Annotated in this window: 19 protein-coding genes; 9 read left to right on the top strand and 10 right to left on the bottom strand. The window is 56.5% G+C overall.

Features of this window, described 5'->3' with window-relative positions; all coding sequences use genetic code 11:
• Positions 1–155 precede the first annotated feature (155 nt).
• The 6 genes from HP556_RS10360 to HP556_RS10335 all read left to right on the top strand — a co-directional run bounded on the left by HP556_RS10360 (position 156) and on the right by HP556_RS10335 (position 7229).
• Positions 156–1511: a glycosyltransferase family 4 protein gene (locus HP556_RS10360; protein WP_175366931.1), complete on the top strand. Its 1356-nt coding sequence runs from the start codon at positions 156–158 to the stop codon at positions 1509–1511.
• A 1-nt stretch (position 1512) separates the two neighbouring features.
• Positions 1513–2646 carry a radical SAM protein gene (locus HP556_RS10355; RefSeq protein WP_093760290.1) on the top strand — a complete coding sequence of 378 codons (1134 nt, stop codon included), beginning with the start codon at positions 1513–1515 and terminating at the stop codon, positions 2644–2646.
• 17 nt (positions 2647–2663) lie between these two features.
• Positions 2664–3950, top strand: a complete 1287-nt coding sequence (locus HP556_RS10350; RefSeq protein WP_120288744.1) for a glycosyltransferase family 4 protein — start codon at positions 2664–2666, stop codon at positions 3948–3950.
• Positions 3947–5218, top strand: coding sequence for an O-antigen ligase family protein (locus HP556_RS10345; RefSeq protein WP_175366930.1), 1272 nt, complete (start codon positions 3947–3949; stop codon positions 5216–5218). The genes HP556_RS10350 and HP556_RS10345 overlap by 4 nt, the downstream gene beginning before the upstream one ends.
• A gap of 87 nt (positions 5219–5305) precedes the next feature.
• On the top strand, positions 5306–6289 hold the full coding sequence (gene galE, locus HP556_RS10340) for a UDP-glucose 4-epimerase GalE (protein WP_175366929.1): 984 nt from the start codon (positions 5306–5308) through the stop codon (positions 6287–6289).
• Between the two features lie 193 nt (positions 6290–6482).
• On the top strand, positions 6483–7229 hold the full coding sequence (locus tag HP556_RS10335; RefSeq protein ID WP_175366928.1) for a hypothetical protein: 747 nt from the start codon (positions 6483–6485) through the stop codon (positions 7227–7229).
• A 62-nt stretch (positions 7230–7291) separates the two neighbouring features.
• Here the strand turns inward: HP556_RS10335 and HP556_RS10330 are convergent, their stop codons facing one another.
• The 4 genes from HP556_RS10330 to HP556_RS10315 all read right to left on the bottom strand — a co-directional run bounded on the left by HP556_RS10330 (position 7292) and on the right by HP556_RS10315 (position 13489).
• Complete coding sequence (locus HP556_RS10330) at positions 7292–9259, bottom strand: Ig-like domain-containing protein (protein WP_175366927.1); 1968 nt, start codon at positions 9257–9259, stop codon at positions 7292–7294.
• A gap of 497 nt (positions 9260–9756) precedes the next feature.
• Positions 9757–10395 carry a hypothetical protein gene (locus tag HP556_RS10325; protein WP_175366926.1) on the bottom strand — a complete coding sequence of 213 codons (639 nt, stop codon included), beginning with the start codon at positions 10393–10395 and terminating at the stop codon, positions 9757–9759.
• Positions 10396–10853: 458 nt separating this feature from the next.
• Complete coding sequence (locus HP556_RS10320) at positions 10854–11924, bottom strand: glycosyltransferase family 2 protein (RefSeq protein ID WP_246297593.1); 1071 nt, start codon at positions 11922–11924, stop codon at positions 10854–10856.
• Positions 11925–11986: 62 nt separating this feature from the next.
• The gene (locus HP556_RS10315) at positions 11987–13489 is read right to left on the bottom strand and encodes a GumC domain-containing protein (protein ID WP_175366925.1); all 1503 of its coding nucleotides are present in this window, start codon (positions 13487–13489) and stop codon (positions 11987–11989) included.
• 340 nt (positions 13490–13829) lie between these two features.
• Here HP556_RS10315 and HP556_RS10310 point away from each other — a divergent pair, with 340 nt between their 5' ends.
• Complete coding sequence (locus tag HP556_RS10310; RefSeq protein ID WP_175366924.1) at positions 13830–15131, top strand: acyltransferase family protein; 1302 nt, start codon at positions 13830–13832, stop codon at positions 15129–15131.
• 167 nt (positions 15132–15298) lie between these two features.
• Here HP556_RS10310 and HP556_RS10305 read toward each other — a convergent pair whose 3' ends face one another.
• Positions 15299–15526 (bottom strand): hypothetical protein, encoded by a 228-nt coding sequence (locus HP556_RS10305; RefSeq protein ID WP_139285903.1) that lies wholly within the window; start codon positions 15524–15526, stop codon positions 15299–15301.
• 272 nt (positions 15527–15798) lie between these two features.
• Here HP556_RS10305 and HP556_RS10300 point away from each other — a divergent pair, with 272 nt between their 5' ends.
• Entirely contained in the window at positions 15799–16212 is a 414-nt protein-coding gene (locus HP556_RS10300; RefSeq protein ID WP_120288753.1) for a hypothetical protein, read from the top strand.
• Positions 16213–16942: 730 nt separating this feature from the next.
• Here the strand turns inward: HP556_RS10300 and HP556_RS10295 are convergent.
• The 4 genes from HP556_RS10295 to HP556_RS10280 all read right to left on the bottom strand — a co-directional run bounded on the left by HP556_RS10295 (position 16943) and on the right by HP556_RS10280 (position 20970).
• Positions 16943–18532 (bottom strand): CYTH and CHAD domain-containing protein, encoded by a 1590-nt coding sequence (locus tag HP556_RS10295; protein ID WP_175366923.1) that lies wholly within the window; start codon positions 18530–18532, stop codon positions 16943–16945.
• 746 nt (positions 18533–19278) lie between these two features.
• Entirely contained in the window at positions 19279–20349 is a 1071-nt protein-coding gene (locus HP556_RS10290) for an LLM class flavin-dependent oxidoreductase (RefSeq protein WP_175366922.1), read from the bottom strand.
• Between the two features lie 58 nt (positions 20350–20407).
• A complete protein-coding gene (locus HP556_RS10285) occupies positions 20408–20647 on the bottom strand; it encodes a hypothetical protein (protein ID WP_175366866.1) in 240 nt (79 codons plus the stop codon).
• Positions 20648–20754: 107 nt separating this feature from the next.
• Positions 20755–20970, bottom strand: coding sequence for a hypothetical protein (locus tag HP556_RS10280; RefSeq protein WP_093759209.1), 216 nt, complete (start codon positions 20968–20970; stop codon positions 20755–20757).
• 559 nt (positions 20971–21529) lie between these two features.
• On the opposite strand from HP556_RS10280, the gene epsC reads away from it, so the two are divergent.
• Positions 21530–22474: a serine O-acetyltransferase EpsC gene (gene epsC, locus HP556_RS10275; RefSeq protein ID WP_175366921.1), complete on the top strand. Its 945-nt coding sequence runs from the start codon at positions 21530–21532 to the stop codon at positions 22472–22474.
• Positions 22475–22579: 105 nt separating this feature from the next.
• On the opposite strand, the gene HP556_RS10270 is transcribed toward epsC, so the two are convergent.
• Positions 22580–23389, bottom strand: a complete 810-nt coding sequence (locus tag HP556_RS10270) for a MetQ/NlpA family ABC transporter substrate-binding protein (RefSeq protein ID WP_175366920.1) — start codon at positions 23387–23389, stop codon at positions 22580–22582.
• Positions 23390–23395 lie beyond the last annotated feature (6 nt).

Here is a 23395-nt window from a genome sequence, read left to right as displayed (position 1 = left end):
AGGCAGATATCGTTGAGAGAGACTCTATTGCGCTGCGCTAAGCGGAGTTGACGCCCGTCAATATCACTGTCGTACCTACGCATACGCTTCGTTCATGGGTCGTTTGAGAGACGTCTGAGAGATGGCTTCAACCCATAAAGACGAGGTCATTACGCATGCCCGCCAGTAGCGCGTTCCGCAACGAGAACATCGTGATGCTAAGGCCGTCGCAGGCCGAACGTAGCGCGGACGGGGGCACCGATATTCAACGGGCGACACTGAGTTGCGCTGCGGATCAGGTCGAAAAGATCCTTGTCGCGAATAAATTCTTCTTCCGGAATGGCGGCTCAGAGGCCGTTATGTTCGACGAAATGGGCTGGATGAAGGGGCGCGGCATCGACGTCATGGAGTTCTCCATGCGCGACAGTCGCAATCGCCCGTCGAAATACGAATCTTACTTCGTTTCCGAGAAGAGCTACAAGGCGGGGTCGAGAAGCAGCAAAATAAAAGCCGCGATCTCCTTCGTTCGGTCTCAGGAAGCCGTAAGTAATATTTCCGCGCTCATACGCGACGAGAATCCCAACCTTTTACATTGCCACAACATCTACCATCAGCTGACGCCGTCGATCATCAATGCCGCTGCGCGGCTTCATACGCCAGTCGTCCTGACGCTGCACGACTACAAGCCGGTTTGCCCGGTCTACACGCAACTGTCGAATGGCGCAGTCTGCACAGACTGCACCAGCGGACGTTTCGAATCGATTTTGCGTAAACGATGTGCGGACGGGTCGCTGGGGCGAAGTGCGTTACTTTGGGCGGAAGCGCGCTATCACGCGGTGGCGCAAAGTTATCAACGTGTCAGTCAATTCATCGCGCCCAGTCGATTCATGCGTGACGCCGTCGCACGCCGGTTTGGAGACGCGAAAGTCACGCATATTCCCAATGGTATCGACGCCTCTGCGATCCAGGTATCTCGTGAAGATAGCGGCTATATCCTGTATCTCGGGCGACTTTCGTCGGAAAAAGGTGTGGCCACCCTGCTGAAAGCACATGCTGCAGACAGTGCCATTTGGCGGCTTGTGGTGGCCGGGACCGGGCCTCTGTTATCTGAGCTCCAGACGCAATTTCCAGACGCCGAGTTCAAGGGACATCTGGCTGGTGCAGATCTGACGAGTGTCATTCGCGGAGCCGCCGTCGTTGTGGTGCCTTCGGAGTGGCACGAAAACAGCCCGCTCTCGATCCTGGAGGCGATGGCGCACGGAAAAACCGTTCTTGCATCGCGAATTGGTGGAATTCCCGAGTTGGTCAGAGACGGATTGACCGGGCTGCTGTTTGCCTCGAAGGACGTTCACGACCTATCGAGCAAAATTCGACTGCTGCTCGCGGACCGTGACCTCCGTGGGCGGCTTGGTGCTGAGGCCAGGAAGGTCGTCGAAGCCGAATACTCGCTTCAAACCCATGGGGCGGCGCTGCTCGCGCTCTACCAAAGCGTCGTGAATCCCCTGAAGGAACAGAACAGAGTCGGAGTATAAAATGGATCTCACTATCATTTCGACGTTCCGCTGCAATTCCAAGTGCCAGATGTGCTATATTTGGCAGAACCCGACCGATCCGCGGGAAGAGATATCACTCGAGACACTGTCGAAACTGCCACCTGGCTTCGACAACCTCAATGTGTCGGGTGGCGAGCCAACACTTCGCAAAGATCTCGCCGAGATCGCGGACCTGCTTTATCCGAAAGCGCGGGTCCTCGAGATTTCGTCGAATGGCCTGCATCCCGAACGCCTGGTTCCAATCATCAAGAAGTATCCGAACATCAAGGTTCGGTTCTCCGTCGAAGGTGACCAAGTAACCAGCGATACGATCCGGGGCGAGAAGGGCGGCTATGCCACGAAGGTCGCCGGGCTCCGGATGCTGAAGGAGGCGGGCGGCACGGATCTTGGCTTTGCGATGGTGATCCAGGACGAGAATGTCGATCAGCTGGTCGATGTCTACGAATTCGCCCGCAAGGAAGGCTACGAACTCGCAACCTCGACGCTGCATAACGCCTGGCAATTCTACAAGAACGACAACTATTTCTATGATCGGCGCAGTGTCGCGCGCAAGGTCGAGGGGCTCGTCGAGGCGCTGTTGAAAAGCAACAAGCCGAAGAACTGGTTCCGCGCCTATCTGAATCTCGGTTTGATCGAGAAGATTCTCGGTCACGACAGGCTCATTCCCTGCAGCGCCGGAAAGGATTTTGCGTTCATCGATCCGTGGTCGGATGTCTGGGCTTGCAACGTCCGGTCCGATCTTCCGATGGGAAATCTTGCAAAGCAGTCGTGGGATGAGATCGCCAACAGCGACACCGCCCGGAAAACGCTCGGCAAGGTCGCTGGATGCGCACAGAACTGCTGGATGGTGACCACCGCACGGACAGCGATGCGATCCCGGATCGTGCCGCAACTGCCAAAGCAGGAGCCATTGATGTGGGTTCTGAAAAACAAAGCCAAGGTGTCGATGGGCAAGAAGATCTGCTTCGACAGCTATATCGACTATTCGGATGCGCGGCCGTCGCCGCATGTCGAGCGACCGTCATTCCTGGACAAGACCGTCAAGGCCAAGCTGGTCAAGGGGCGCATAACAACTGACCAACATTACCCACTGAAGTCATTCATCAACAACTAAGAGCGGGGAGTGGCGTCATGGGTAAGGGAGAGGTCTACACGTTCGGGTTTCGTGGCTTCCCGGACGTTCAGGGCGGGATCGAGAACCATGTCGAGAATCTCGCACCGAGGCTTGCGAAGCTCGGACAGGGTGTAACGGCCTGCGTGCGATCACCATATGTGGACGCGCAGGAAGGCGATGCTTGGCGCGGAGTGAGGATCCTTCGCCTCTGGACTGTTCGCAGTGTGTATCTCGAAACGTTGCTGCACTCGCTGATCTGTGCGCTCGTCGCCGGGATTAAGCGACCGAGCGTCGTGCATATTCACGGAATCGGCCCGGCGATTGTGACGCCGTTGCTGCGATTATTTGGCTTGCGCGTGGTCGTGACGCATCATGGCGAGGACTACAATCGAGAGAAATGGGGTTGGGCTGCGCGGACGATTCTGCGGACCGGCGAGGCATTCGGAATGCGATACGCGCATAAGCGGATAGCTGTCAGTCGCAGCATCGGTCAGCTCATCGAGGAGAAGTATGAAAAGACGTGCGATGTCATACCAAATGGGGTCGTATTTTCTGAGCTTCCGCTGAACACAGACAAGATCAACGCGCTGGGTCTCGAAGCGGGGCGGTATGTCTTGACGGTTGGGCGGCTGGTCCCCGAGAAGCGGCAGATCGATCTCTTGCGGGCGTTCGAGGGACTGAAATCGGATGGATGGAAGCTCGTTATCGTTGGGCGGATCGATCACAAGAACGAATACGCAGATCGGCTTGTGATCGAGGCGCAAGGCCAGGACAACGTTGTGATGGCCGGATACCAAAGCGGCGAGACGTTGCGTCAGCTCTATGCGCATGCGGGACTTTTCGTATTGCCGTCGTCGCATGAAGGATTACCAATCGTCCTACTCGAAGCCTTGAGTTATGGGCTTCCGGTGTTGGTTAGTGACATTCCGTCAAACTGCGAAGTTGTGACGGACCCAGCCAATATCTTTCCGGTTGGCGATTGCGAAGAACTCAGATCGAAGATGGCTGCTCTCACTGCGGTTCGGATGGGAGCGGCCGAGCGCGAGACGATTCGACACGAGAGTACGCGCCGTTATGACTGGAATGATATCGCTTCGAAGACGCTCGAAATTTATGATGCCGTGATGGGGGCGTCCCACCCGGACAGATCGACAACGCGTCCGCAGAAGGACAAGGATGACCTCATCGTCAGACCTCCAATTGGGCGCCGGCAGAAGCGACGACCATCGATGGTGGTGTCGGAGGTTGCGGTGATGAGGGCAAAGGCTGAGGAAGCGATCACCGATATGAGTGGCCGTCGATGAGCGAATTTGCGATCGAAGGCCGACCCACTGTTGCGGTACCGAAATCGTCTTACTTCTCGATGTTCTGCATCGGCTTGTTGATCGTCAATCTTTGCGCATTTCTTTATCACTTTCTGGGAGCGCAAGTCTTCAATGCCGTGGGAAACGCCGTCAGCCTCGCGATCATCGCATATTCAATTCAGATCATTATGCAGTCGAAGCGGGAAGACGGCGCGGCGAAGGGATATCTGCTCGTCGCGCTGGTGACGACGACGTTAAGTGTCATCTACAATCTGCAGGTTGCGTCGATGACGGATGCTCTCAAGTATCTGTCAATCTATGTGTTCTATGCTGCGGGACGCGCAACCGGTGGCAAGATGAAACCGATCGAGTTGCGCTGCATTGTTGCGCTCGGCATTGTGCCGATACTTTTCTTGCTGACCAAAGGGAGCAGCAAGGTTTACGAGAATGAGAGCTTTGCGAGTGAAGTCTTCTCGTATTTTCCGAACGCGAATACCGGTGTTCTGTATTTTTCTGCGCTTCTGTTTGCGGTAACGCAGCTCTACGGCAACCGGGTTATTCTGTTCCAGTTCATCAATGCTATCGTCATGAACAAGCTGGGGGCAGCCGTCGCGACAGCAGTGGCATCCTGCTTGTGGATCGTCATGCCGATCCGGAGCAGTTCTATCGTTGCTCTTATTGCCGTTGGCATAGGCGGTGCTGTCGCGCTGTCGGTTGGCGCCCTAGATCGCGGAATTGCGACGTTCGACAACTTGATGCTGGTATTCAGCATGGATCCGAGCGCGATTGCGTCAATGTCCTACAAGCAGCTTGTCACCATGACGGGTTCCACAGATCTTTCGGCATTCTTTCGTCTGATACATTGGACGGATATCTGGAATGTGTATTCGAGCCAGGGGACCGGTGTTTTTCTCTTCGGTTACGGATCGGGGCAAACGGCGCTTGTCACTTATGCCGCGCTCGTTGCGCATAACGACTATCTGCGCATTCTGGTAGAGTACGGTTTGATCAATCTCGCTATCTTCGTTCCATTTCTGATCCACGTTTACCGATCACTTCCGGTTGGAGCGACGCGAGTTCTGTTTGTCGTTCTCTGTATCTATTTCTTCTCGGAGAACCTTCTCGATAATTTTACATCGATGGCCCTGTACTTTGCCTATGCGGGCCGGGCGTCGGTGATGCATGGAAGCCGTTCCGACGCGCAGGCGAGCGTAAGGAAAAGGGCGGGATACATCAGTCGGGAGACCGACGAAAAAGAATTTCTCTAGCTGGCCCGAGATGTCGAACCGTGAAGATTGTAACGGCTGAACGTGGTGGTCCGTATGTGAGGCCGAGCGCTGCGTGTGGGGTGGATGATGAGTGAGACGCCGAATGTCGTGGTCGTGGGCGGCGCTGGGTATATAGGGTCGCATTGCTGCAAGGGTCTTGCAGAAGCCAGCTATCGTGCAATTTGCTATGACAATCTGTCGACGGGACATCGATCATCGGTCAAGTGGGGCCCATTGATCGAAGGCGATATTCACGATCAGCGACGCTTGGCGGAGACGATTGAGAAATATCGCGCCGTGGCGGTGTTTCACTTCGCCGCCTCGAGCCTCGTCGGCGAATCCGTCAGTGATCCGGAAAAATACTACAGAAATAATGTTGAAGGCACGGTGAGTCTGTTGCGTGCCATGCGCGATGCGTCGTGCAAGACATTGGTGTTCTCGAGCAGCGGCGCTGTCTATGGATGCGTCGATAAGGATTTGATTGAAGAGAGTGAAGTCCTGCAGCCGATCAATCCATATGGGAGAACCAAGCGGATCGTCGAGGACATGTTGGCGGATTTCGGTGAAGCCTATGGCCTGGCGACAATCTGCCTGCGATACTTTAACGCGAGTGGTGCGGATATTGGCGGAGAGATTGGCGAAGACCATTCCCCCGAGACGCATCTAATCCCGCGCGCTATTCTGGCGACGCAGGGCAAGCTGGATGATTTTGCGATTTTCGGAGACGACTATGCGACTCCCGATGGCACAGCCATACGTGACTATATTCACGTTACGGATCTGGCGCAGGCTCATGTCCTTGCCTTGAAGCATCTTCGCGCGGGTGGGGCCGGTGGATGCTTCAATCTGGGAACGGGAAGGGGATACTCCGTCAAGGAGATTATCGGTCAAATTCGGCGTGAGACGAATAGGGAGACGCCGTTCGTCATCAAGCCTCGGCGGAATGGCGATCCGCCGGTTCTGGTTGCAAATCCGGGGCGCGCCAAGGCAGTTCTGGGCTTCCAGCCCAGGTATTCCGACCTTTCGACCATCGTCGGCTCTGCATGGAAGTGGCATCAGCGAGCGACCTGAGAGAGACGCGGTATGCGATGCGCTCTCACGCAGTCATAGACTGTCGGTTTGCCGTTATTATTCGGCTATCCAAATCGCACCGGATTGAACACTGGTGGCGCCGGCGTGCGAACATGCTAAAGGGAAGCGGTACGTAGACCCTGGACGCCGGTTCGTGCGCACACCGACTGGCAATCTGTTTAGGCCGGCGCCAATGACCATTGTTGAAGCAGAAGCTGCCGCCTCGCAGATCGCAGCAGGCTTGCTCGATCGGATCATAGATGATGCCAAGGTTAGCCTGAGCGTCGCCGATGCACCCTACCTCAGCTCGTTGCCGGAATTCGCGAGAAATCCGATCGCCGTGGCACATGATAAGCTCAGGGAAATTGTAGAAGCGTTATTGCAATTTGAGACGGTCTGCGAAGATGCATGGGAATTTCAGAGAATCGCGAGCGGTCTGACGCAGGCAGAGGAGGCCAGCCGTCCGTATCAGCGTCTGAGATTCGTGCATTCCCATTTGGAGTATCTGTGCACCTCGTTCGACGAAGCGGTTATGCGTTTTGGGGTCTGTTATAACGTTGGGCTCGAATTGCTATCTGCCGATGAAGAGCCGGTCGATGTTGGGTCGTTGACGCCGGGTATCCGCTCCAATTTGCAGGCGGCGCATGGTGAGACGTTGCCAAATGTGGGGCCGTGGTATACGGCTTCACCGAAATCGGCCGAGTTTCCGTTTCTCAATACGCCACGGATCGCAAGTCGCTGGCCAGATGAGTGGCCGTCTTTCGCGGAATTCTATGCTGAAGCCGATAAGGCGCTGACTCGTGAAATCCAGCGCTGCTGCGAGGAGATGCGAGCGAGATCCACGAGTATTGTTCTCGCCCATGGACCGGCTGTTCTTGAATTAGTTGGTCGACACAACACGATCGTTAGAAATTTCCAGTCGCAAAATCACGCTCCGTGAGGAGTGAGAAAAGGCTCCTCGAGGGGCGCGCATCTGGAGCGGCGCCCCTAAGATTGATGTTGTCAGGTGTGCTGCTGCGATTGCGCTAACGTCTGTGAGAGAGTGGTGAGGGAGTCGGCCGCGTTCGCCAAGGGGCTGGTCCCGTAATCTGAATTGACAGCACTTGTTGCGGAATATTGATTGATAAGGTCGACGGCACGTGATGCCTGAGCCAGACTGGCCTGTGACGCGGATGTTATCGGCTGCTTGGCCACCAAACTCACATTGTCATAAAGTGCGCCCAAGCCGTCGCCGCCTTGGCCTGCGACCTCACGAATGGTCAGACGGTCAGACCCACCTGTGCCGGTCACCGTAAAATTATAGGTCTGCCAGCTATTTCCTGGTGGTACGCGCGCGACCACGGTGTCGTTCCAGAGAATTTCCATGGAGCAGGTTGCCCCCGTAAAGCCAGGCCGACTGCGCGCGTCGAGTGAGAGGTCGTAACTCTGGCCCTGGATAGTCAACACGTTCTGGTAGAGCCCGTCATCGGCGCCAAGATAATCGAGCTCTCCAAAGTTCACGCCATTGGTCGCTTTTACGCCGTTCAAATTGTTCCAAAGTTCGATCGTGCCACCGCTGACGGCCGACCATCCCGGAATCGTACTGAATCCAGCAAACCAGCTGGATTTCACGGCTGATGCCTCGAACGATCCGTTGACCAAAAGATTCTCACCCGTAACCGGGGGCGTAGAAGTCCCGCCTCCATCGACCCTGACGTTGAGCGGCGATGACGCTGTACTTGAGTTGCCGGCGACATCGGTGGCCGTAGCTGAAAAAGTGTGAGTGGCCGTCGACAGTGGCCCCGTTACCAAACTCCATGATCCCTGCGAATCGGTCCTCACGGTCCCGATCTGGGTCGCCCCATCGAACACCTTGACGGCGCTGCCAGCCTCCGCTGTGCCGGTCAGCTTAATGACAGTCGCGTCGGTCTTGCCGTCTCCGACGACGCCCGTGTCGGGAGAGAACGAGAGAAGCTTCGGTGCAGTGGGGGCAATCGTATCGACCTGAACAGTGAGGGTTGTCGATGCGGTGCTCGTACTTCCTGAGGCACTGATGGCCTTTGCAGTGAAGCTGTGCGACGTGCTGGTAAGCTGCGCCGTCGTAAACGTCCATGCACCGGACGCATCAGCCTTGGTGGTCCCGAGAAGCTGGGATCCGTCAAAGACGTTGACAGCGAGTCCCGCCTGAGCGGTCCCCGTCAACTTCAAGACAGATGCGTTCGTAATGCCGTCGCCGACGACGCCGCTATCGGCGCTGAAGAGCGTGATGGTAGGCTTTGGAACTTCCGTAACCACTCCTTCAAGCGGTGGTGGCAGGTCTGCCTGAAATTGAGCTGTCGTTGAGGAATAGAACCCGAGCGTGGTCCACTGAGTCGACAGCTCGACCCAGTTGCTCATGCCTGCCCCGGGATTATTGGTCATTCCGTTGGCGTAGCCGACCGAAGGGGTGCGCCACCAATCGGCGCCAACATTGGCGATCAGTTGCAGATTGGGATCGCTGACCTTCATATCCATCTGCACATAGACGGCATCAACCGCCCCCGCTGCATAGATACCGCGCGCGCTGGGCCAGAAATGGTCGTTATATCCGGCTGGCGGCGTCGCCATTGTCGCGCTCCCCGCGGCCTGGGATCCGATCTTCATGGCGATCGCCGAGTTACCGCTGAAATCGGCGACGAAATGCGCGCCCGCAATCTGGTTATTGGCCTGATTCTGAACCAGAACCCACTCACCTGTGGCCTTCAGGTGCACATAAGTCTTGGCGTTGGCGACATCGATGGTGGCATTTGGATTCGAATACGCCGGGGCACCAGCCTTCTGATAGACTTGCCCCCATCCAGTTACCGACGTGAAGTCGGATGGCGGACCGCTATAGCCAACTGGCCTATACAAACCGTTGTACCATGCGTAGCTCGCCGGCACGCCAACTGGTTTACCCTCACTATAACCGATCGTGTTCTGAGCTATGATATCCGAAACAGAAATTGCCATCCTATGTCCCCGGTTGTCGCTGCTTGGTGCGCCCGATTTCAAAAGAAATACCTGTGAAGAGCATCCATCTCGGCCAAGAAGATGGGATTTTGACTGTTTCGAGATTATGCCCGTACGAAACATGCGGGCGACGCGAAACTGGAGTTTTGCCGAGTGCCCACCGAACTTGCATCTGTCCCGGATGTCGGCCGATGAGGGTTGATGTGACGAAGGCTCTTGTCGTTTGAAACGATTCGTAGCTTATGCGTAGTAGTTGTGCAGTCGCAAATAAATCGTGCATTGACGAATCAACAATAGTGTAGCGAACCGTGGCAACACATTTTGTTTTCAATGTGTTCGTGTTGCACCGCGTAATGGGCAGCAGCAGCGATACACTGATCGAGTAGTAGCTAACTACATAATACATTTAGAGAACGCATCTGCTATTGAATGCGAACGTCAATGTAATCGCGGCACTGTGTCGCGGCGTGCAGTTTCCAAGACGCCTTTCAAGATAGCTATTGCGGTTGGATTTCGCGACTGAGGGAACAAGGTATCCTCGCAATGTCGCGCCGCTTCGTTTTCGTAGGCATGTAGGGTGGCCGCGTGGATAGTAAGGGAGGCGGTGGGTCGGCCCACAGGTCGTCGTTGCTGGTCGAGTAGAAGCGTAGCGTCGACCACTGCGTCGAAAGGGTGAGCCAGTTGCTCATTCCGGCTCCGGGATTGTTTCCGAAGCCGTCTTCGAATGCGGCTGTTGCGTTGCGCCACCAATCGGCCCCGACGTTAGCGACGACGTTCAGTGCGGGATCAGCCGATCGCATATCCATTTGTACGTAGACCCCGTCAACGCTAGAGGCTGGATAGGTGCCGCGCGTGACGAGCCAGAAATGGCTGTTGTAGCCGGGCGGTGGCGCGCCAATCATCGCGGCGCCGCCTGGGCTTTGACGAATCTCCATCCGGATCGCCGCATTCTTGGAAAAGTCGGAGACGAAATGCGCACCGACGAGCTGTATGCGCGCCTGACTTTGGACCAATACCCAACCATTCCGTCCTTTGAGGTGGACATAGGTGCGTGAATTGGCGACCTCAATGACCGGATCGAGTGTGGAATATTCGGCTGCGCCTATTGCGGGATAGATTTGCCCCCAGCCGGTCACAGCGGTGAAGTCCGGTGGAGGCGCGCGGTTGTTAGGCGGCCTGTAAGATCCACCACACCAGGCAAACGTCTTCGGGACGCCTGCAGGATACTGATCGCTGTAACCCGGAGTGTTTTGAACCGTAGCGTCTACTAGTGGTGTATCAATTGTGACCTCTCGCTCCGGTTTGAATCGCGGTATTCCAATTCGCCGTGGAGCCAGGTCCGCTGAATAGGCTGCCAGCCGATAAGGCTGCGCCAGAGCGGAGCGCGGCGTCGCGATCGTGAGGAGTTGCGTTGAATCAGATGCTGGAGGGGAGGAGCCGTCAAAAGCGTTGGCGCTAACATTGAATGCAAGCAGAAGCGTTCCAGCAGCCGCAGTCACCGATTTTCGCTGATATCCAGAGGAATGTTGAGTGTTATTCTGGCCTGGAAAAAATGCCGTCCATGGGTGAAACGGGTGCCGACAAGCAGGCATTTTCACACCAACTGCTCTGACGCGCCCCGACGCCGCTGGCGCAGATAGTCTGCAATGAAAGGAGGGCAGAGGACGAGTGCGAAGAAACGTAAGCCGACTTTTGGTCCGGCGGATGTCAGATAACTGCGGAATTTCCAAAGTAAGGTGATAAATCGGTCCATCTTCCCGCCGCTTGATCGATAATCGGAGAGAACGGTCAAGCCTCGTTGTGCAAAACACCGACGGGCATTGAGCTGCAGAAGACGCTGTTGCTCGGGGTCTCCGACATACTTCACGGCAAGGTCAGAAATCATTTCCTCCATATGTCGTCCGTCCAATAGCAGCTCCTCCGGACTCAATCGGGACGTCTCGGAGTTGCCATGATAGGAGAAGGTCGCGCATGGCTCGTTCACCAGCCCAGCTTCGCCTAGAAATAGAAGTGGTGCCCAGGCTGCGATATCAGCCATATGAGGACACTCCAGAGGAAATCCTCCATTTGCCCGAACGTAATCGACACGCAGCAGAACGCTGCACATCGTGACAGTAATGTTATTCTGCAGGAACTCATCCAATACTGCCGTTCCTGGCCAGATTCCCGTCGACAACTTTCGGCTCCCGCGAGCCGCGAACGTCTTGCCAACAGCTTCAGAATGCAAATTGCTCAGCGTAACGACTATCGGCAGGCGGGGTCGTTTACGGACAACGTCGATAGCTTTCTGAATCATAAATGGCGACACACGATCGTCGTCGGAGAGAAAAACGACGTAATCGCCCTTTGCATTGGCGAGACAAGCATTCCAATTAGGAAGCAGTCCAATATTGCTCTGCTGCTGGACAATACGAAGCCTCCCGTCTGAAAACTCGTTCAGCACCTCGTGCGTTGTGTCCGTTGATGCATTGTTGGAGACCAGAACTTCGAAATTGTCGTAAGTCTGAGCGAGCGCCGACTTGATGCAATGGCGCAGATGCCTTGCGCGATTAAATGTCGGAATGGCGATTGTGACCATTGGCGACTGAGGGCGCGCTGATCCTGCGTCTAAACGAGACGGGTCCGAATGAACGTCATCATCATTATCAAAACAGAGTTGATCCATAATCCGTCCATGTATACTCAGTTTCAAAACACAGTGACAAATTAGTCACGCAATAGCGCAGCTCATTCAGCCGCTTGTGCGGCTTTCAACGCTGCCTTGTACTCGCGAACCGATCGGATGCCGATTTCGTTCATTGCGAGCTCGCGCTCTTCAAGCTCGTACTGATCTTGGCGCAGGCGGCTCAATTCCTTCATGATGATGATTGCGGATCCCGCAATCATGCCTCCAAACAGTGCCAGCAGGACAAAGTGAAATCTCTGCGGAAAGATCGGCCGGAGAGGGCGATCGGCAGCTTGGATTACACGCACGCTCGACAACTGAGTTTTCTTGGCGATGTCGAGATTGATCTTTTCCTCGATGACTCGTGCGCCGTAGTGATCGGCGGCCGTGGAGGCACGGACCAGCGCGCGCTTGAGCTGGTCATACTGGGATTCCTTGGACGACAATGACGCTAGCTCGGCATTCACATGTTCGAGCTCGTCAGCAAGGAGGCTCTCAAGCTTCATGGATCCGTTCAGATCGGTGTTGACCTTGAAGAGAGTGGCGACGGCGTCCTGATACACTTTGATCAACAACAATGGAGGGGTTTCCTCAAAGTTCTGAGGTGTCCCGGCAGCATTTGGCGTAACTGGGTAATCACGCGCACCCAGGCTATTGACGATACCAGTGACCGTTTTTGATTGTTGAACCGGCTTCAGTATCAGGAGCTGATCAACGATGGACTGCTTTTGGCCCTTTCGATCCTGGATCTGCGCACGGGTCGTTGAGATTAACGTACTCAGCTCGTTTGCCCGCTTGAGGAGCAGTGCGCGTTGCTCCGCGACAGAGTATATCGCCGCTCCGACCGAGAAATTCTGGAGTTCGGTCGCCGACTTTTCAGCTTCCAACTGCAGCCGTCTCGTCTGATCTTCAAAGAAGATATCGGCGCCAGGTGTCTGGACGAGATCGGCCTGAACGGCGACGAGGGCATTTGCCAGTTCAGTTAAAAAGCGTGTGGCAACAGCAGCGTCGGGATAGCGAAAGGAAATGCGCAGCAGGTCTGACCGCCCCTCCTGCTTCGCGGTAATCAGATCACGGAGCGAAGCGACCAATGTCGCCTCTTTACTTGGCGCCTGATCGCTGGCCTCGTTCGTGTCAGCCGGCTTCGACCAACTCGCTAATGCTTCGGCTACGCTCTTCGGCAGCAGCCGCGAAAGATCGATAGACCCGATCGTCTTGCTCATGGACGCCATTAGACTGTTGTCTCGGCCTTTGTTGAAGCGATCAAAGCCGGTGCTGGACGCTGCTTCCCGGACAACGTGGTCAGTCGTAACAAGTCGAGCGAGCGAATCGATTCGGATAGACAGGTCGGCGCCCTCGGCGAACGGATTCACGCTTGCGCCTGACGACCGGTCTTTGATGCCCTGGCCGACACGCAGCAGAGTGTAGGACTCATATCTTTCACCGATCGTTGCGTAGGCCATGAGGGTCAGGAGTGAGACGACAACGATGGAGCTGACGACAATGCCCTTTTGGCGCCAAATGCTTGGCAAGAGGACTCCGAGGAGCTGACCGTATCGTGTCATGTGCATTCTCCGAATTCAGGACGACGCGACGGCCTCTCCTGATTGGAGAAGACGCGGGTTCTGTCGCCGTGATCATGCGAGACGCGCATGGGTCAAAGTTGATGGGTGTCAAATTCGGGGGGCGATTTCCCCAGGAACGCTCAGCACCTCCAAATGCCGCCAGGAGCGGCGCTGGGCCGAGCTTTAACATCGAATTGGGTGGGGGCAGGTTAGGAGCGCTCTCTTCGAACGCCAGCGTATTGAGAGTTGTCAAGTCTAAGGGTGCTGCCTGCGTTTAGCTGGTTCACACAGGTCGATGACGTGCCAATTGCAGACTGACGCTTTGCAGGATCTCGAGCTCATGGATGAGGGTTGGATTGGGTTTCGTACCAACGCCGTGACACCGGCGAATCTGCCCTCATGGCTAGATCTCGCCCGTACGATGGCTGCAATCGAGGTGGTTGCGTTCCACTCCTACCAATTGATGTTTCTGGAAAGGTCTCCGGACCCGGGAGATGGCTCTCCCGTCAGCTATCTCTACTCTCTTGTACAGATACTCAGCGCGCATGGCATGGCCGCTGTCATCGTCTTCTTCGTTTTGAGTGGCTATCTCGTGGGCGGACCAGCGATCGTCAGAGCAAGGTGGGGGCAGCTCAATGCGATTGATTACTTCGCCGCGAGAGGTGCTCGCCTCTATGTGGTGTTAATGCCTGCACTTGTGACGTCCATCTGCGCATATAGTTTGGCGAGACATTTGCCGAACTGGCAGGAATTTGTTGCGACGCGCCACGACCTATATGATGCAGGAAGACTATTCTCTGCAAGCGCTGGGGTGACGACGGCCGTATGCAATGTCGCATTTCTTCAGACGATCGCATGCTCGGAGTTTGCCGGAAATCTGGTATTGTGGAGCCTCTCCAACGAATTCTGGTACTATGTCCTGATCTTTGCTCTTGTCGTCGTTTGGTCTCGTCCCAGTTTTACATTTTTGATCATCGGCATTCTTGCCTTGTTTTGGTATGCAGAAAGACATGACCCGGCGGGGGCGCATATCGGAGCCAAATTCATCTTCTACTTTTTGATATGGTGCCTCGGCGCCGCAGTTTACGCCATTAGGGCGCCTGCCGTGAGTTGGCTGTTCTTATTCTGCGTCGGTCTCGTTGGAGCCTGGCTGCTCTATGTAGGGGGGGCGGCGCCGAAATGGGCGGCAAGCCAGCTGGCAACCGGCCTGATTGTCGCAGGCAGCATCGTGGGGCTGACCCTCTCGGGTGCATCTATGCCAAGGCAGCTGCACCCACTCGCAAACGGCGCGAAGTATAGTTTTTCGCTATATGCAACACACTATCCAATTTTGGTGGTGCTGAACGTTATCTTCAGTAGTGGCCCAAGCGAGTTTACGTTGTTCTCTCTCGTTCGCTTCGTGTCCTTCATGCTGCTCTGTGGTGCGCTATCTGTTGCGTTTTATCGCCTGTTCGAAATACACACTTCATCGGTCAAGGCGTTCGTCGCGAAAGCTGTGAGAACGATAGCGACCGAGACAGAAACGGCATTCGCTTCTCGGAGAGTTATCGAAGAGTATGCGTCGACTACAAACTCAACGAGGAAAGAAGATCTACTTTTGCCCGACGCCCGGGCCGTTGGGGCTCGCGATAATTCCCGGTAATCTAGACACCGAACTGATAGCTCTCGGGATAACAGCTTGCCTGCAAAAGTATGGGAAAGGCAGCAGATCGAAATCGCTGTGCTGAGGCTTAGTTGCCCCAACGTCGTGTCAATTTCGCAAGAGGATTTCGAGTTGGTAAGGAGAATACGAGGCCGCAAAAATAGGTTTCATACCCTGAGCTTAAAACTGCGTTCGAGTGAAAGGCCGATCTGCAACGCCACATCTCGGAATTTAGCTTCGGTTGGATTATTGGTCGGTGTTATCAGGCATTCCCAGCTGTCATCCACGCGAAATACAAATATATCCAGGTTGCTGGGCCACGGGCCGATGAGTCGGGTAGCTTCAGCAGAGATCATGCGGATAATTTCGGTTGGTGTCGTCTCTGTCTTGCCCATGCGTCTGGCTCGGGTCTCGGTTTAGATTGTAGAAATTGATTTCATGTTCTTGTTAAGGAGATGGGATTGACAAGATAAGCTGGATTCGATTCACGGAAAGGCCAATTGACGCGAGATGCACGATCGACTTGTGCTGTTAACAGCCTTCATCGCGGTACCTCGCGGCGTAAATAATCGTCTGGATTAAGCGTCACGACGGATATGTGCGCTCGGCTTTTGAAAACATCCCCCTTTAAGAGTGGGTTTTTGCGAACAGTATCAGAATACAATTTATGGAAGCTGTCACTAACTATTATCGGGAAAGGAATATTCTCGTGACCGATCCTTTCAGTGATCGACTGTTGTTTGCCGTAGAGATTGATGGACATCCGACGTTAGCGTTCGATGCGAGTTCTGTTGAGGTCGCGAAAGGCATATGTCTTCTTTCTGAGTTTCGAGAGGATCTCGGTAGGGTGACGTGCGACGGTCAGCGAATTTTCAGGCAGACATCGGTTATCAGTGTGCGAGGCGCAAGCGCGTGCGAGGCTGCAACGTTTTATGCCGCCTTGAAAGATTTGGGGCCCACGGCTGAAATATCGTTTGTGTTCCTCAGCAAGGTCGATCGTATTACTCTTGCAGCCGATGAAGGCGCTCAGCCACTTCCGGATGCCTTGGTCACTATCCGCAGAACCCATCCCTCATTTTAAAACGAGGCCCCGAGTTCCTGAGTGATCGTGCGTAGTTCACTCTCAAGCCCGCTTGGCCTGCGGCCTATACAACCGATTGGGTCGCTTGTGCCGGAAGGATTTCGATCTGGAGCAAGTGCTAGGCATCATCCTGCTGGTTGTAATCGTCGTTGTGCTCGCGATCGGATTTTTGGGATTGGCCAAGCTCATTCCCACCTATGCTGGATGCTCCAGAATTCGAGTGGCGTGGTCCGGCGGACAAGGCGCTTGGTACAATCCCAGGACAGGCGAAAGTATGCGGCCTGATCGGGCGCGCGCAAAGTGCGGTTGGGGCGAACGGTGGGGTTGATCCGGAAGAAATTGTAAAATCTAATAAAATCAACAAACAATGCAGGATGCAGCTGGCATCACCACAGCTTTGCAAGCCTTACTGCTGATATGGCACCGAGTGCGGATAACCAACGGCCGTGCGGCACCGGCGCGAGATGCGGCAACTACACCGAGTTGATCGGAACTGCCTATGCCATCGATATTGCTTCATTCAATATTTCATGAGCGGCATTGCTTTAGGTGGCACGCTGTGGCCGCAATCACTGCCCCTCGTAAAAGATGCATCAGGCCTCATCTCGAGGAAGGAGTGGAACTACAGATCGCACGACTAACTCTTCCAGGCATCAGAAATCCAACGGGCGTAGTGCTTCTCGATCATTGAGGTGCGCGCCGTCACGCCCGTAGATGAGCGCGACGAACTTTACCGGTCCCAGAATGCCGGCGTCGCCTTAAAGCGCCGCCATTTCTTGCGCAGCGTTGTCGCGGCTGCAATCTCGTCGCGGACCTGCCAGCCCGTCACGGTGCCGATGGAGAGATGAAGCGCGGCCTGATCGTCCTGCCTGACCGAACGGAGCAATCCGCGGATACTTGCGATGTCGCACACGCGTCCCAGACTTTTTTGGAGTCTGGCGAGCCGAGCCACGTAGCGCTTGGCGGGCGCATGGCCGGTGTAAAGTGGCAAGAAGAATTCTGCCGCATAGCGCAGCCTCTTGAGCTGGATCCTGAGACTGTGCCGTGCAGCGGTGTCGAGCTGCCGGAAGTGCGTGCCACGCTTGCGCACCTTCCGCTGCTGTCGCGCCAGAATTTTGTCAGCGAGCGCCGGTATTGGCTGCGACAGGACAGCCAGCGCATCGCTGTCGATATCGTTGCGCCAGCTGCGGCGCTCGACCCAGTGCCCGAGCGAAAGCAGAAAACGGCTGTAGCGCGGATCGTCGAGAACCGCCTGCAGGCTGCCATAGCTCGACTTGCGCTGCCGCTCGATTGCCTCGCGCAAGCCGCCGAAGTCGACCTCCGGCGTGGTCGTCGCCACGCGAGAAACGATCGTGGTGGCGAAAACGTCCCAATCGCGGGTTCGGCCGAGCTGTCGCATCAGCCACCTCGCTTCGCTGTTGATCGCCTCAAACGAGGGCGATGGGATCTCGCGCCGGAACAGCGCACAGATCGTGCGCAAACGGCGCAAAGCGATGCGCATCTGGTGCACGCCTTCGGGGTCGGATCCCGCCTTTGCCACCGCATGATTGCGCAGGAGATGATGCCAGCAGGCGCCTCCCAGCAGCGCAATGACGTCGTCAACCGCGCGCTCGGCAGTGATGTTGACAGGTTCGGCTTTCACTGCCGGTTGCATGACATTGAACGCCAGCGCATAACCGCGTTCTGCCTTGCTCCGTGTGCCGACCTGCAGCGGCGCGGCATCGAGCAACTGCGTTCCGAGATCAAACAGCGCGCCGGCGTTGCCGCTCTTCAATTCGAGCTCGATCTCGGACAGGACTTCTTGACGCGTACCGGCCTCGATAGTCCCCACGTCGAAGGCGACTTCAACTGACGCATCAGGCAGATCGAGCTGCCGTGCATGCCGGCGAACTCTTGTTGCAAACGCTGGCACGAGCGCATCGGGCGTAAGCGTCGTCAGCGGATCGCCGATCTCGGCGCCAGGAAGTCGCGCCAGATCGGGAGTCATACTGTCAACCGATGTTTCCCACTGCCGTCGCGCTAACGGCCGCCCGATGTCGGGCAGAAGCTTCAATGTCTGAATGAAATGCTTGCCGCTGCGTCGCACGCGCAGTGACATGCCGCGTTGAAACAGCGCTCTCTCCGGTGTGTCGTAATAAATTGTCTCCAGCCGGCGGACCACGCCGCGATTGCGCGCATGCTGCACGATGACGGGCATCTCGCGCAGTTTTTCGAGGATACCTTGCGGCGCCAGCAGCTTAAGTTCGATTTCCGCCTGTTCGCCCGGTCGCACGGCAATTGGCGCGCCGAAATCGGGCAGGATTGGCTGCTGGGCGTTCAACGGTAGCTCCATCGGAAGGCCGTGTGAATATTCTATGACAACGACAAGACATGTCCAAGTTGGCGTTGGCATGACGCGGCAAATTACGACGGCAATTTCCAGATCGATCGGGACCAGCGGGACTCAGGGCTGTTCGAATGGTGCGAACGCCCACATTCGTGAAAAGCAAAAAGCTGCCTCAGTTGGCGGTCTTAATTTGCTTTTCGCCTGGCGGTTTGATCGGGATCTGCGGTACGGGACCGGTCACGACTGGAGATGATCTACCACCGGATGGCTTATCATCGGAGGCGTGGCTTCTGATTGTCTCGAGCACCAGAAAAAACTTCTCGGCAAGCATGGCAGTAACCTCGCTGGCGAAGTATCTCCATCATTAGTTGAGTCGAGTTGCTGAAAATTCAATCACTTACGGCAGGCCGCCACAATTAAATTCGCGCGCGCCAGAGTATCGCGAACTGGGCAGAGATATCCGCCTGGTTACCTCGTCGGTACGAAAGCGATCCGGCGGAAGCTGGCGCTGCATTCCGGACGGGCTACATCGTCCTTCTGGAAGCGCGAACGGGCCGCAAAGTGGACCTCGGCAAGATTGAGCCTAAAGGCGCTCCCATAAATTATATAATGATATCAATTATATAATGCGCGTCTTCTTCAGGCGTATCGAGCGCAAGATCGAGGTAGCAATAGGCTGGTTCGAACAGGACAGAGAATGATGGTGCCAATCCGGATCAGGACGGATGGTGCCGTGCAAATCAATCTCGAAGCAAAGGCAGGAGTATTTTGCCTTGCCGCTCGATCTCCGCCAGATAGGGCGTGTCGGACAGGATGAAATACTTGATGCCGAGATCGCGGTATTTCTGCAGCGAGCTGGCCACTTCGGATGCCGAACCGACCAGCCAGGTGGTGCCGGCGCCGGCTGCGCCGAATTTTCCTGGTGCCGTATAGAGATTGTCGTCAAGGACGTCGCCGCGGGCCTGCAGGTCGAGCAGTCGTCGTTGGCCGATTGCGATGGCAGGGCCGTGGTCGTTCCAGCCCGCGCCTGCTTTCTGCGCCATGTCGGCAACCTTGGCTTCCGCCGCAGCCCAGGCTTCGGCGGAGCTCTCCCGGACAAGCGTCGTGATCCTGAGTCCAAACTCAAGGGGCGGGAGATCCCGATCAAGGCGCTGACTTAAGCTCTTGAGCCGTTCGATGCGCTGTTTGACGTCGCCAAGCGGTTCGCCCCAGAACAGCTGGACATCGGCTTCAGTTGCGGCGACGTGCTCGGCCGCGTCCGACGCCCCGCCGAAATACAGCTTCGGATGTCGGCGATTGCCGCGCTGGACGATGCGCGGCGCCGCGGTCGAGTCGGAAACGCGAAAATGTGAGCCGGAATAGGTGACGTTTTCTTCGGTCCATAGTCGCCGGACGATGCGCATGAACTCCTTGGTCCGCGCATATCGCTGCGACGAGTCGGCTTCGTCATCGCCGTAAGCCGCCAGATTGTCCTTGCCCGAGACGATATTGATGCGAACCCGGCCACCGCTCAATTGATCCAGTGTGGCTGCGGCAGATGCAAAATGCGCCGGCTGCCAATAGCCCGGGCGGATGGCTATCAGCGGCTCGAAACGCGTCGTTCGGGCCGCCAGTACTGACGCGACGGTGAATGTGTCCGGCCTTCCCCAGCCGGTTCCGATCAGCGCGCCTTGCCACCCATGACGTTCCAGCGCTTGCGCCTGGTCGGCAAGCGTCTCGACGCTGTTGTGGTTTGGGTCGACGACATCGCCGCGGTGACCTGCCTTCACGTCATTCGGGATGTACCAAAGAAACTCCGAACGATCGCTCATGATGTCCTCTGACGATGGGATCGCATTTTTGCGTGCGACTCACCGTCCCGTGCCGTTATCAAAATGGGCGCACCGATGTCGCGCCGAACACGATGGCTGCGATTAGCGCAAATGCGCCGTAAACGGCAGCCGTGTGCAGGCGCACCGCTGTGCGGTTCGACGACGCGCGCGCACGGCTATGCAACCGGGCTTCCGCCGATAGTTCACGCATCATCGTTCTCCAACGCGACATTTGCAGATAACAAGGCGATAAATCCGGTCTACGCAAGCGCGTGCCATAAATAATGATGATCAGCACGTCGGGGCGTTCCGGCGTGGAGTAATATTCTCCATGCCGTCTGCGCCGGGCAATTTTGTTCGTTCGACGCTGATTGTCGTTCTGGTCGGGCGAGGACAGTCTCGAACTCAGCGAGCCGTGGCGATACGGGATTGGCTAGCCTTGTGACTTCGCTGGTCTATGAGTGCCTTCGCTGCGCGTTCCGCTGCACGGGCCGATCCGAAATGGTCGCCTTCGAGCGTGTCGAAGGCAGGTTCTGATGAAAAGAAACGAAATCCGCGCTCTTCGGCGACGACGATTCCGGCAGTGCGATTGAAGACTTCGATGACATAGGCATTCGACATGCGCGTTCTGTTCGCCGCCGAGGCAGCGATCCTATCAATGAGTGATGGGATGTTCGGTGTGAGTCGTTACGCCGGAATCAACAACACGCGCCGGTGGCCGCGGACACGCAGCGGCAGGTCACGCGCTTGCGCGACTGGCTCACTACTGTTGTCTCATATGCGGTCATTGCAGTCATTCCGAAGTGCATAATCTGTGTGAGGAATATCCGACGTCGGCGTTCGTTCGTCAATGAAATGACCATCCAAATTTATCGGCACCGCAACGACGACGATGCTGCGCGCAGGCATGTGCGGCGAATGAACGGCTGTTTGGCGACGGCAGCAGCCATCCGATCACGGTAAAATCGTTCCGCCGTGCAGCTTGCACAGCCTTGGAAGCAGCGCGCATGCCGGTTCGCGTGCTCGAACGCGATCGTATCGGAAGCGAAGGCATGTGACGTGAGGTCGGCGCCTGTGAAGGAAGCATGGACGTATCGAAAATGCTGCACTTTTGGAATTCCTTGTCCCTGGCTCATGAGTCACAGTTGCAGCTGCGTGAGATCGCAACAGGGGAGCCGCGATGTCGAGGGTTGCCGAGGACGTCAAGCAAGACACAGATCGGGACGGTCCGGCGCCACTCTGGGACCTGGGTACGATCGTTGCCGGGCTGCGCGAGTCCCGCGATGTTGCCCACAATATCTGGCAGCGTGGGCCGAACAGACGGGCGCCGTCGCGCGAAGCCCTCGCGGAGGTGCTCAAGAGCCTCACCGAGGCATTGTTTCCCCGGCATTACGGGCGTTCCGATTTCGGCACCGAAAGCATCGACGCGTTTGTCGAAGGCAAACTGGGCGCCGCGCTGGATGGCTTGCTCGAGCAAGTCTACCGCGGGCAGACTTTCGTTTCCGACGGTGCGCCGACCGAGCGACATTTCGAGGACGCCGTTGCGCTGACGCGTGACTTCGCCGCCCGGCTGCCGGAGATCCGAGGCAGGCTGGTCAGCGATCTCAGGGCCGCCTTCGTGGGGGATCCTGCTGCGACGAGCTTCCCCGAAATCCTGATTGGCTATCCCGGCATGGTGGCGATCATCCATCACCGCGTCGCGCACCTGCTCTACAATCTTGGGGCGACGATGGTGGCGCGGCTGATCGCCGAGCTGGCGCATAGCGCAACGGGAATCGACATTCACCCGGGCGCGCGTCTTGGCGCCAGCATCTTCATCGACCATGGCACCGGCGTCGTGATCGGCGAAACTGCCATCGTCGGCGATCGCGTCCGAATCTATCAGGCGGTAACGCTTGGAGCCCGGCACTTCCCCACCGATCACGAGGGCAAGGCCATCAAGGGCAATGCGCGCCATCCGATCATCGAGGACGATGTCATCATCTATGCGGGCGCAACCATTCTAGGACGCATCGTGGTCGGAAGCGGCTCCACTATCGGCGGCAATGTCTGGTTGACCGAAGACGTGCCGCCCAACAGTTTCGTGACGCAGGCATCGGTGCGCAGCAAGATCAGCCCGCGATGATGGTTGGATAGCCGGCCCGCTGCCGCTGTCGTGACAGGCACGGCCCGTGGTCGGGCCATGCCACATCGCGTCAGGGAGAACACGCGAGCTGCCCTCCCGCTGGGATTACCAGGCGGCGAGGATCGAGCCGTTGAACTTGGTGCGGATGAAATCCTTCACCGGTTGCGAACGATAGATCGAGATGAATTTCTTGATCTGCGAATCGTCTTTGCGATCGTCACGCGCGGCGAAGACGAGGGTATAATATGGCTTGGCTTCGACGACGCTGGTCTCGGCCGCAAGCGCCTTGTTGAGGTCCAGGCCAGCGAGATAGGCGTAGTTGGATGACACAAAGGCGGCTGCCACGTCGTCGAGAGACCGCGGTAACTGGGCCGCGTCGATCTCGACGATCTGCAGCTTCTTCGGATTTTCAGTCACATCGAGAATGCTCGCCGAGAGGCCGGCATCGGTCTTCAATTTGAGCAGTCCAGCGGTCTGAAACAGCAACAATGCGCGCGCTGCATTGGTCGGATCGTTGGGGATGGCGATCTTGGCCCCGTCGGGAATGTCGGAGGCCTTGGTGTATTTCTTGGAGAAGACGCCGGCCGGCACCAGGATCGATTCATCGAGGGCGGAGAGCTTGTAACCGCGCGCCTTCGATTGATTGGCGAGATAGAAGCGGTGCTGGAAGTTGTTGAGGTCGATGTCGCCTGCCTGCAGCGCTGCATTTGGCTGGTTCCAGTCGCTGAACTCGATGATCTCCGCCTTCAGTCCCTCTTTCTCGGAAAGCCGCGCGGCCTCGCGAAGAATGTCACCATAGGGCCCTGCCGAAACGCCGACCTTGAGCGGCTTGTCGGCGGCGTTGGCCTGCAGGGCGGGTAACGACAGTACAAGCGCTGAAAGGGAGAGAATGAGAAATCGAGATGCAGCTTTCATGATGTG

Source organism: Tardiphaga robiniae, from assembly GCF_013359755.1.
GTDB lineage: Bacteria > Pseudomonadota > Alphaproteobacteria > Rhizobiales > Xanthobacteraceae > Tardiphaga > Tardiphaga robiniae.
This window is presented reverse-complemented; position numbering and strand designations above follow the sequence as displayed.

What these genes read in the sequence shown, in the direction of transcription:
- HP556_RS10360 (WP_175366931.1), top strand. Translation starts at nt 156, where the DNA reads ATGCCCGCCAGTAGCGCGTTCCGCAACGAGAACATCGTGATGCTAAGG.
- HP556_RS10355 (WP_093760290.1), top strand. Translation starts at nt 1,513, where the DNA reads ATGGATCTCACTATCATTTCGACGTTCCGCTGCAATTCCAAGTGCCAG.
- HP556_RS10350 (WP_120288744.1), top strand. Translation starts at nt 2,664, where the DNA reads ATGGGTAAGGGAGAGGTCTACACGTTCGGGTTTCGTGGCTTCCCGGAC.
- HP556_RS10345 (WP_175366930.1), top strand. Translation starts at nt 3,947, where the DNA reads ATGAGCGAATTTGCGATCGAAGGCCGACCCACTGTTGCGGTACCGAAA.
- galE (WP_175366929.1), top strand. Translation starts at nt 5,306, where the DNA reads ATGAGTGAGACGCCGAATGTCGTGGTCGTGGGCGGCGCTGGGTATATA.
- HP556_RS10335 (WP_175366928.1), top strand. Translation starts at nt 6,483, where the DNA reads ATGACCATTGTTGAAGCAGAAGCTGCCGCCTCGCAGATCGCAGCAGGC.
- HP556_RS10330 (WP_175366927.1), bottom strand. Translation starts at nt 9,259, where the DNA reads ATGGCAATTTCTGTTTCGGATATCATAGCTCAGAACACGATCGGTTAT.
- HP556_RS10320 (WP_246297593.1), bottom strand. Translation starts at nt 11,924, where the DNA reads ATGGATCAACTCTGTTTTGATAATGATGATGACGTTCATTCGGACCCG.
- HP556_RS10315 (WP_175366925.1), bottom strand. Translation starts at nt 13,489, where the DNA reads ATGACACGATACGGTCAGCTCCTCGGAGTCCTCTTGCCAAGCATTTGG.
- HP556_RS10310 (WP_175366924.1), top strand. Translation starts at nt 13,830, where the DNA reads ATGGATGAGGGTTGGATTGGGTTTCGTACCAACGCCGTGACACCGGCG.
- HP556_RS10305 (WP_139285903.1), bottom strand. Translation starts at nt 15,526, where the DNA reads ATGGGCAAGACAGAGACGACACCAACCGAAATTATCCGCATGATCTCT.
- HP556_RS10300 (WP_120288753.1), top strand. Translation starts at nt 15,799, where the DNA reads ATGGAAGCTGTCACTAACTATTATCGGGAAAGGAATATTCTCGTGACC.
- HP556_RS10290 (WP_175366922.1), bottom strand. Translation starts at nt 20,349, where the DNA reads ATGAGCGATCGTTCGGAGTTTCTTTGGTACATCCCGAATGACGTGAAG.
- HP556_RS10280 (WP_093759209.1), bottom strand. Translation starts at nt 20,970, where the DNA reads ATGTCGAATGCCTATGTCATCGAAGTCTTCAATCGCACTGCCGGAATC.
- epsC (WP_175366921.1), top strand. Translation starts at nt 21,530, where the DNA reads ATGTCGAGGGTTGCCGAGGACGTCAAGCAAGACACAGATCGGGACGGT.
- HP556_RS10270 (WP_175366920.1), bottom strand. Translation starts at nt 23,389, where the DNA reads ATGAAAGCTGCATCTCGATTTCTCATTCTCTCCCTTTCAGCGCTTGTA.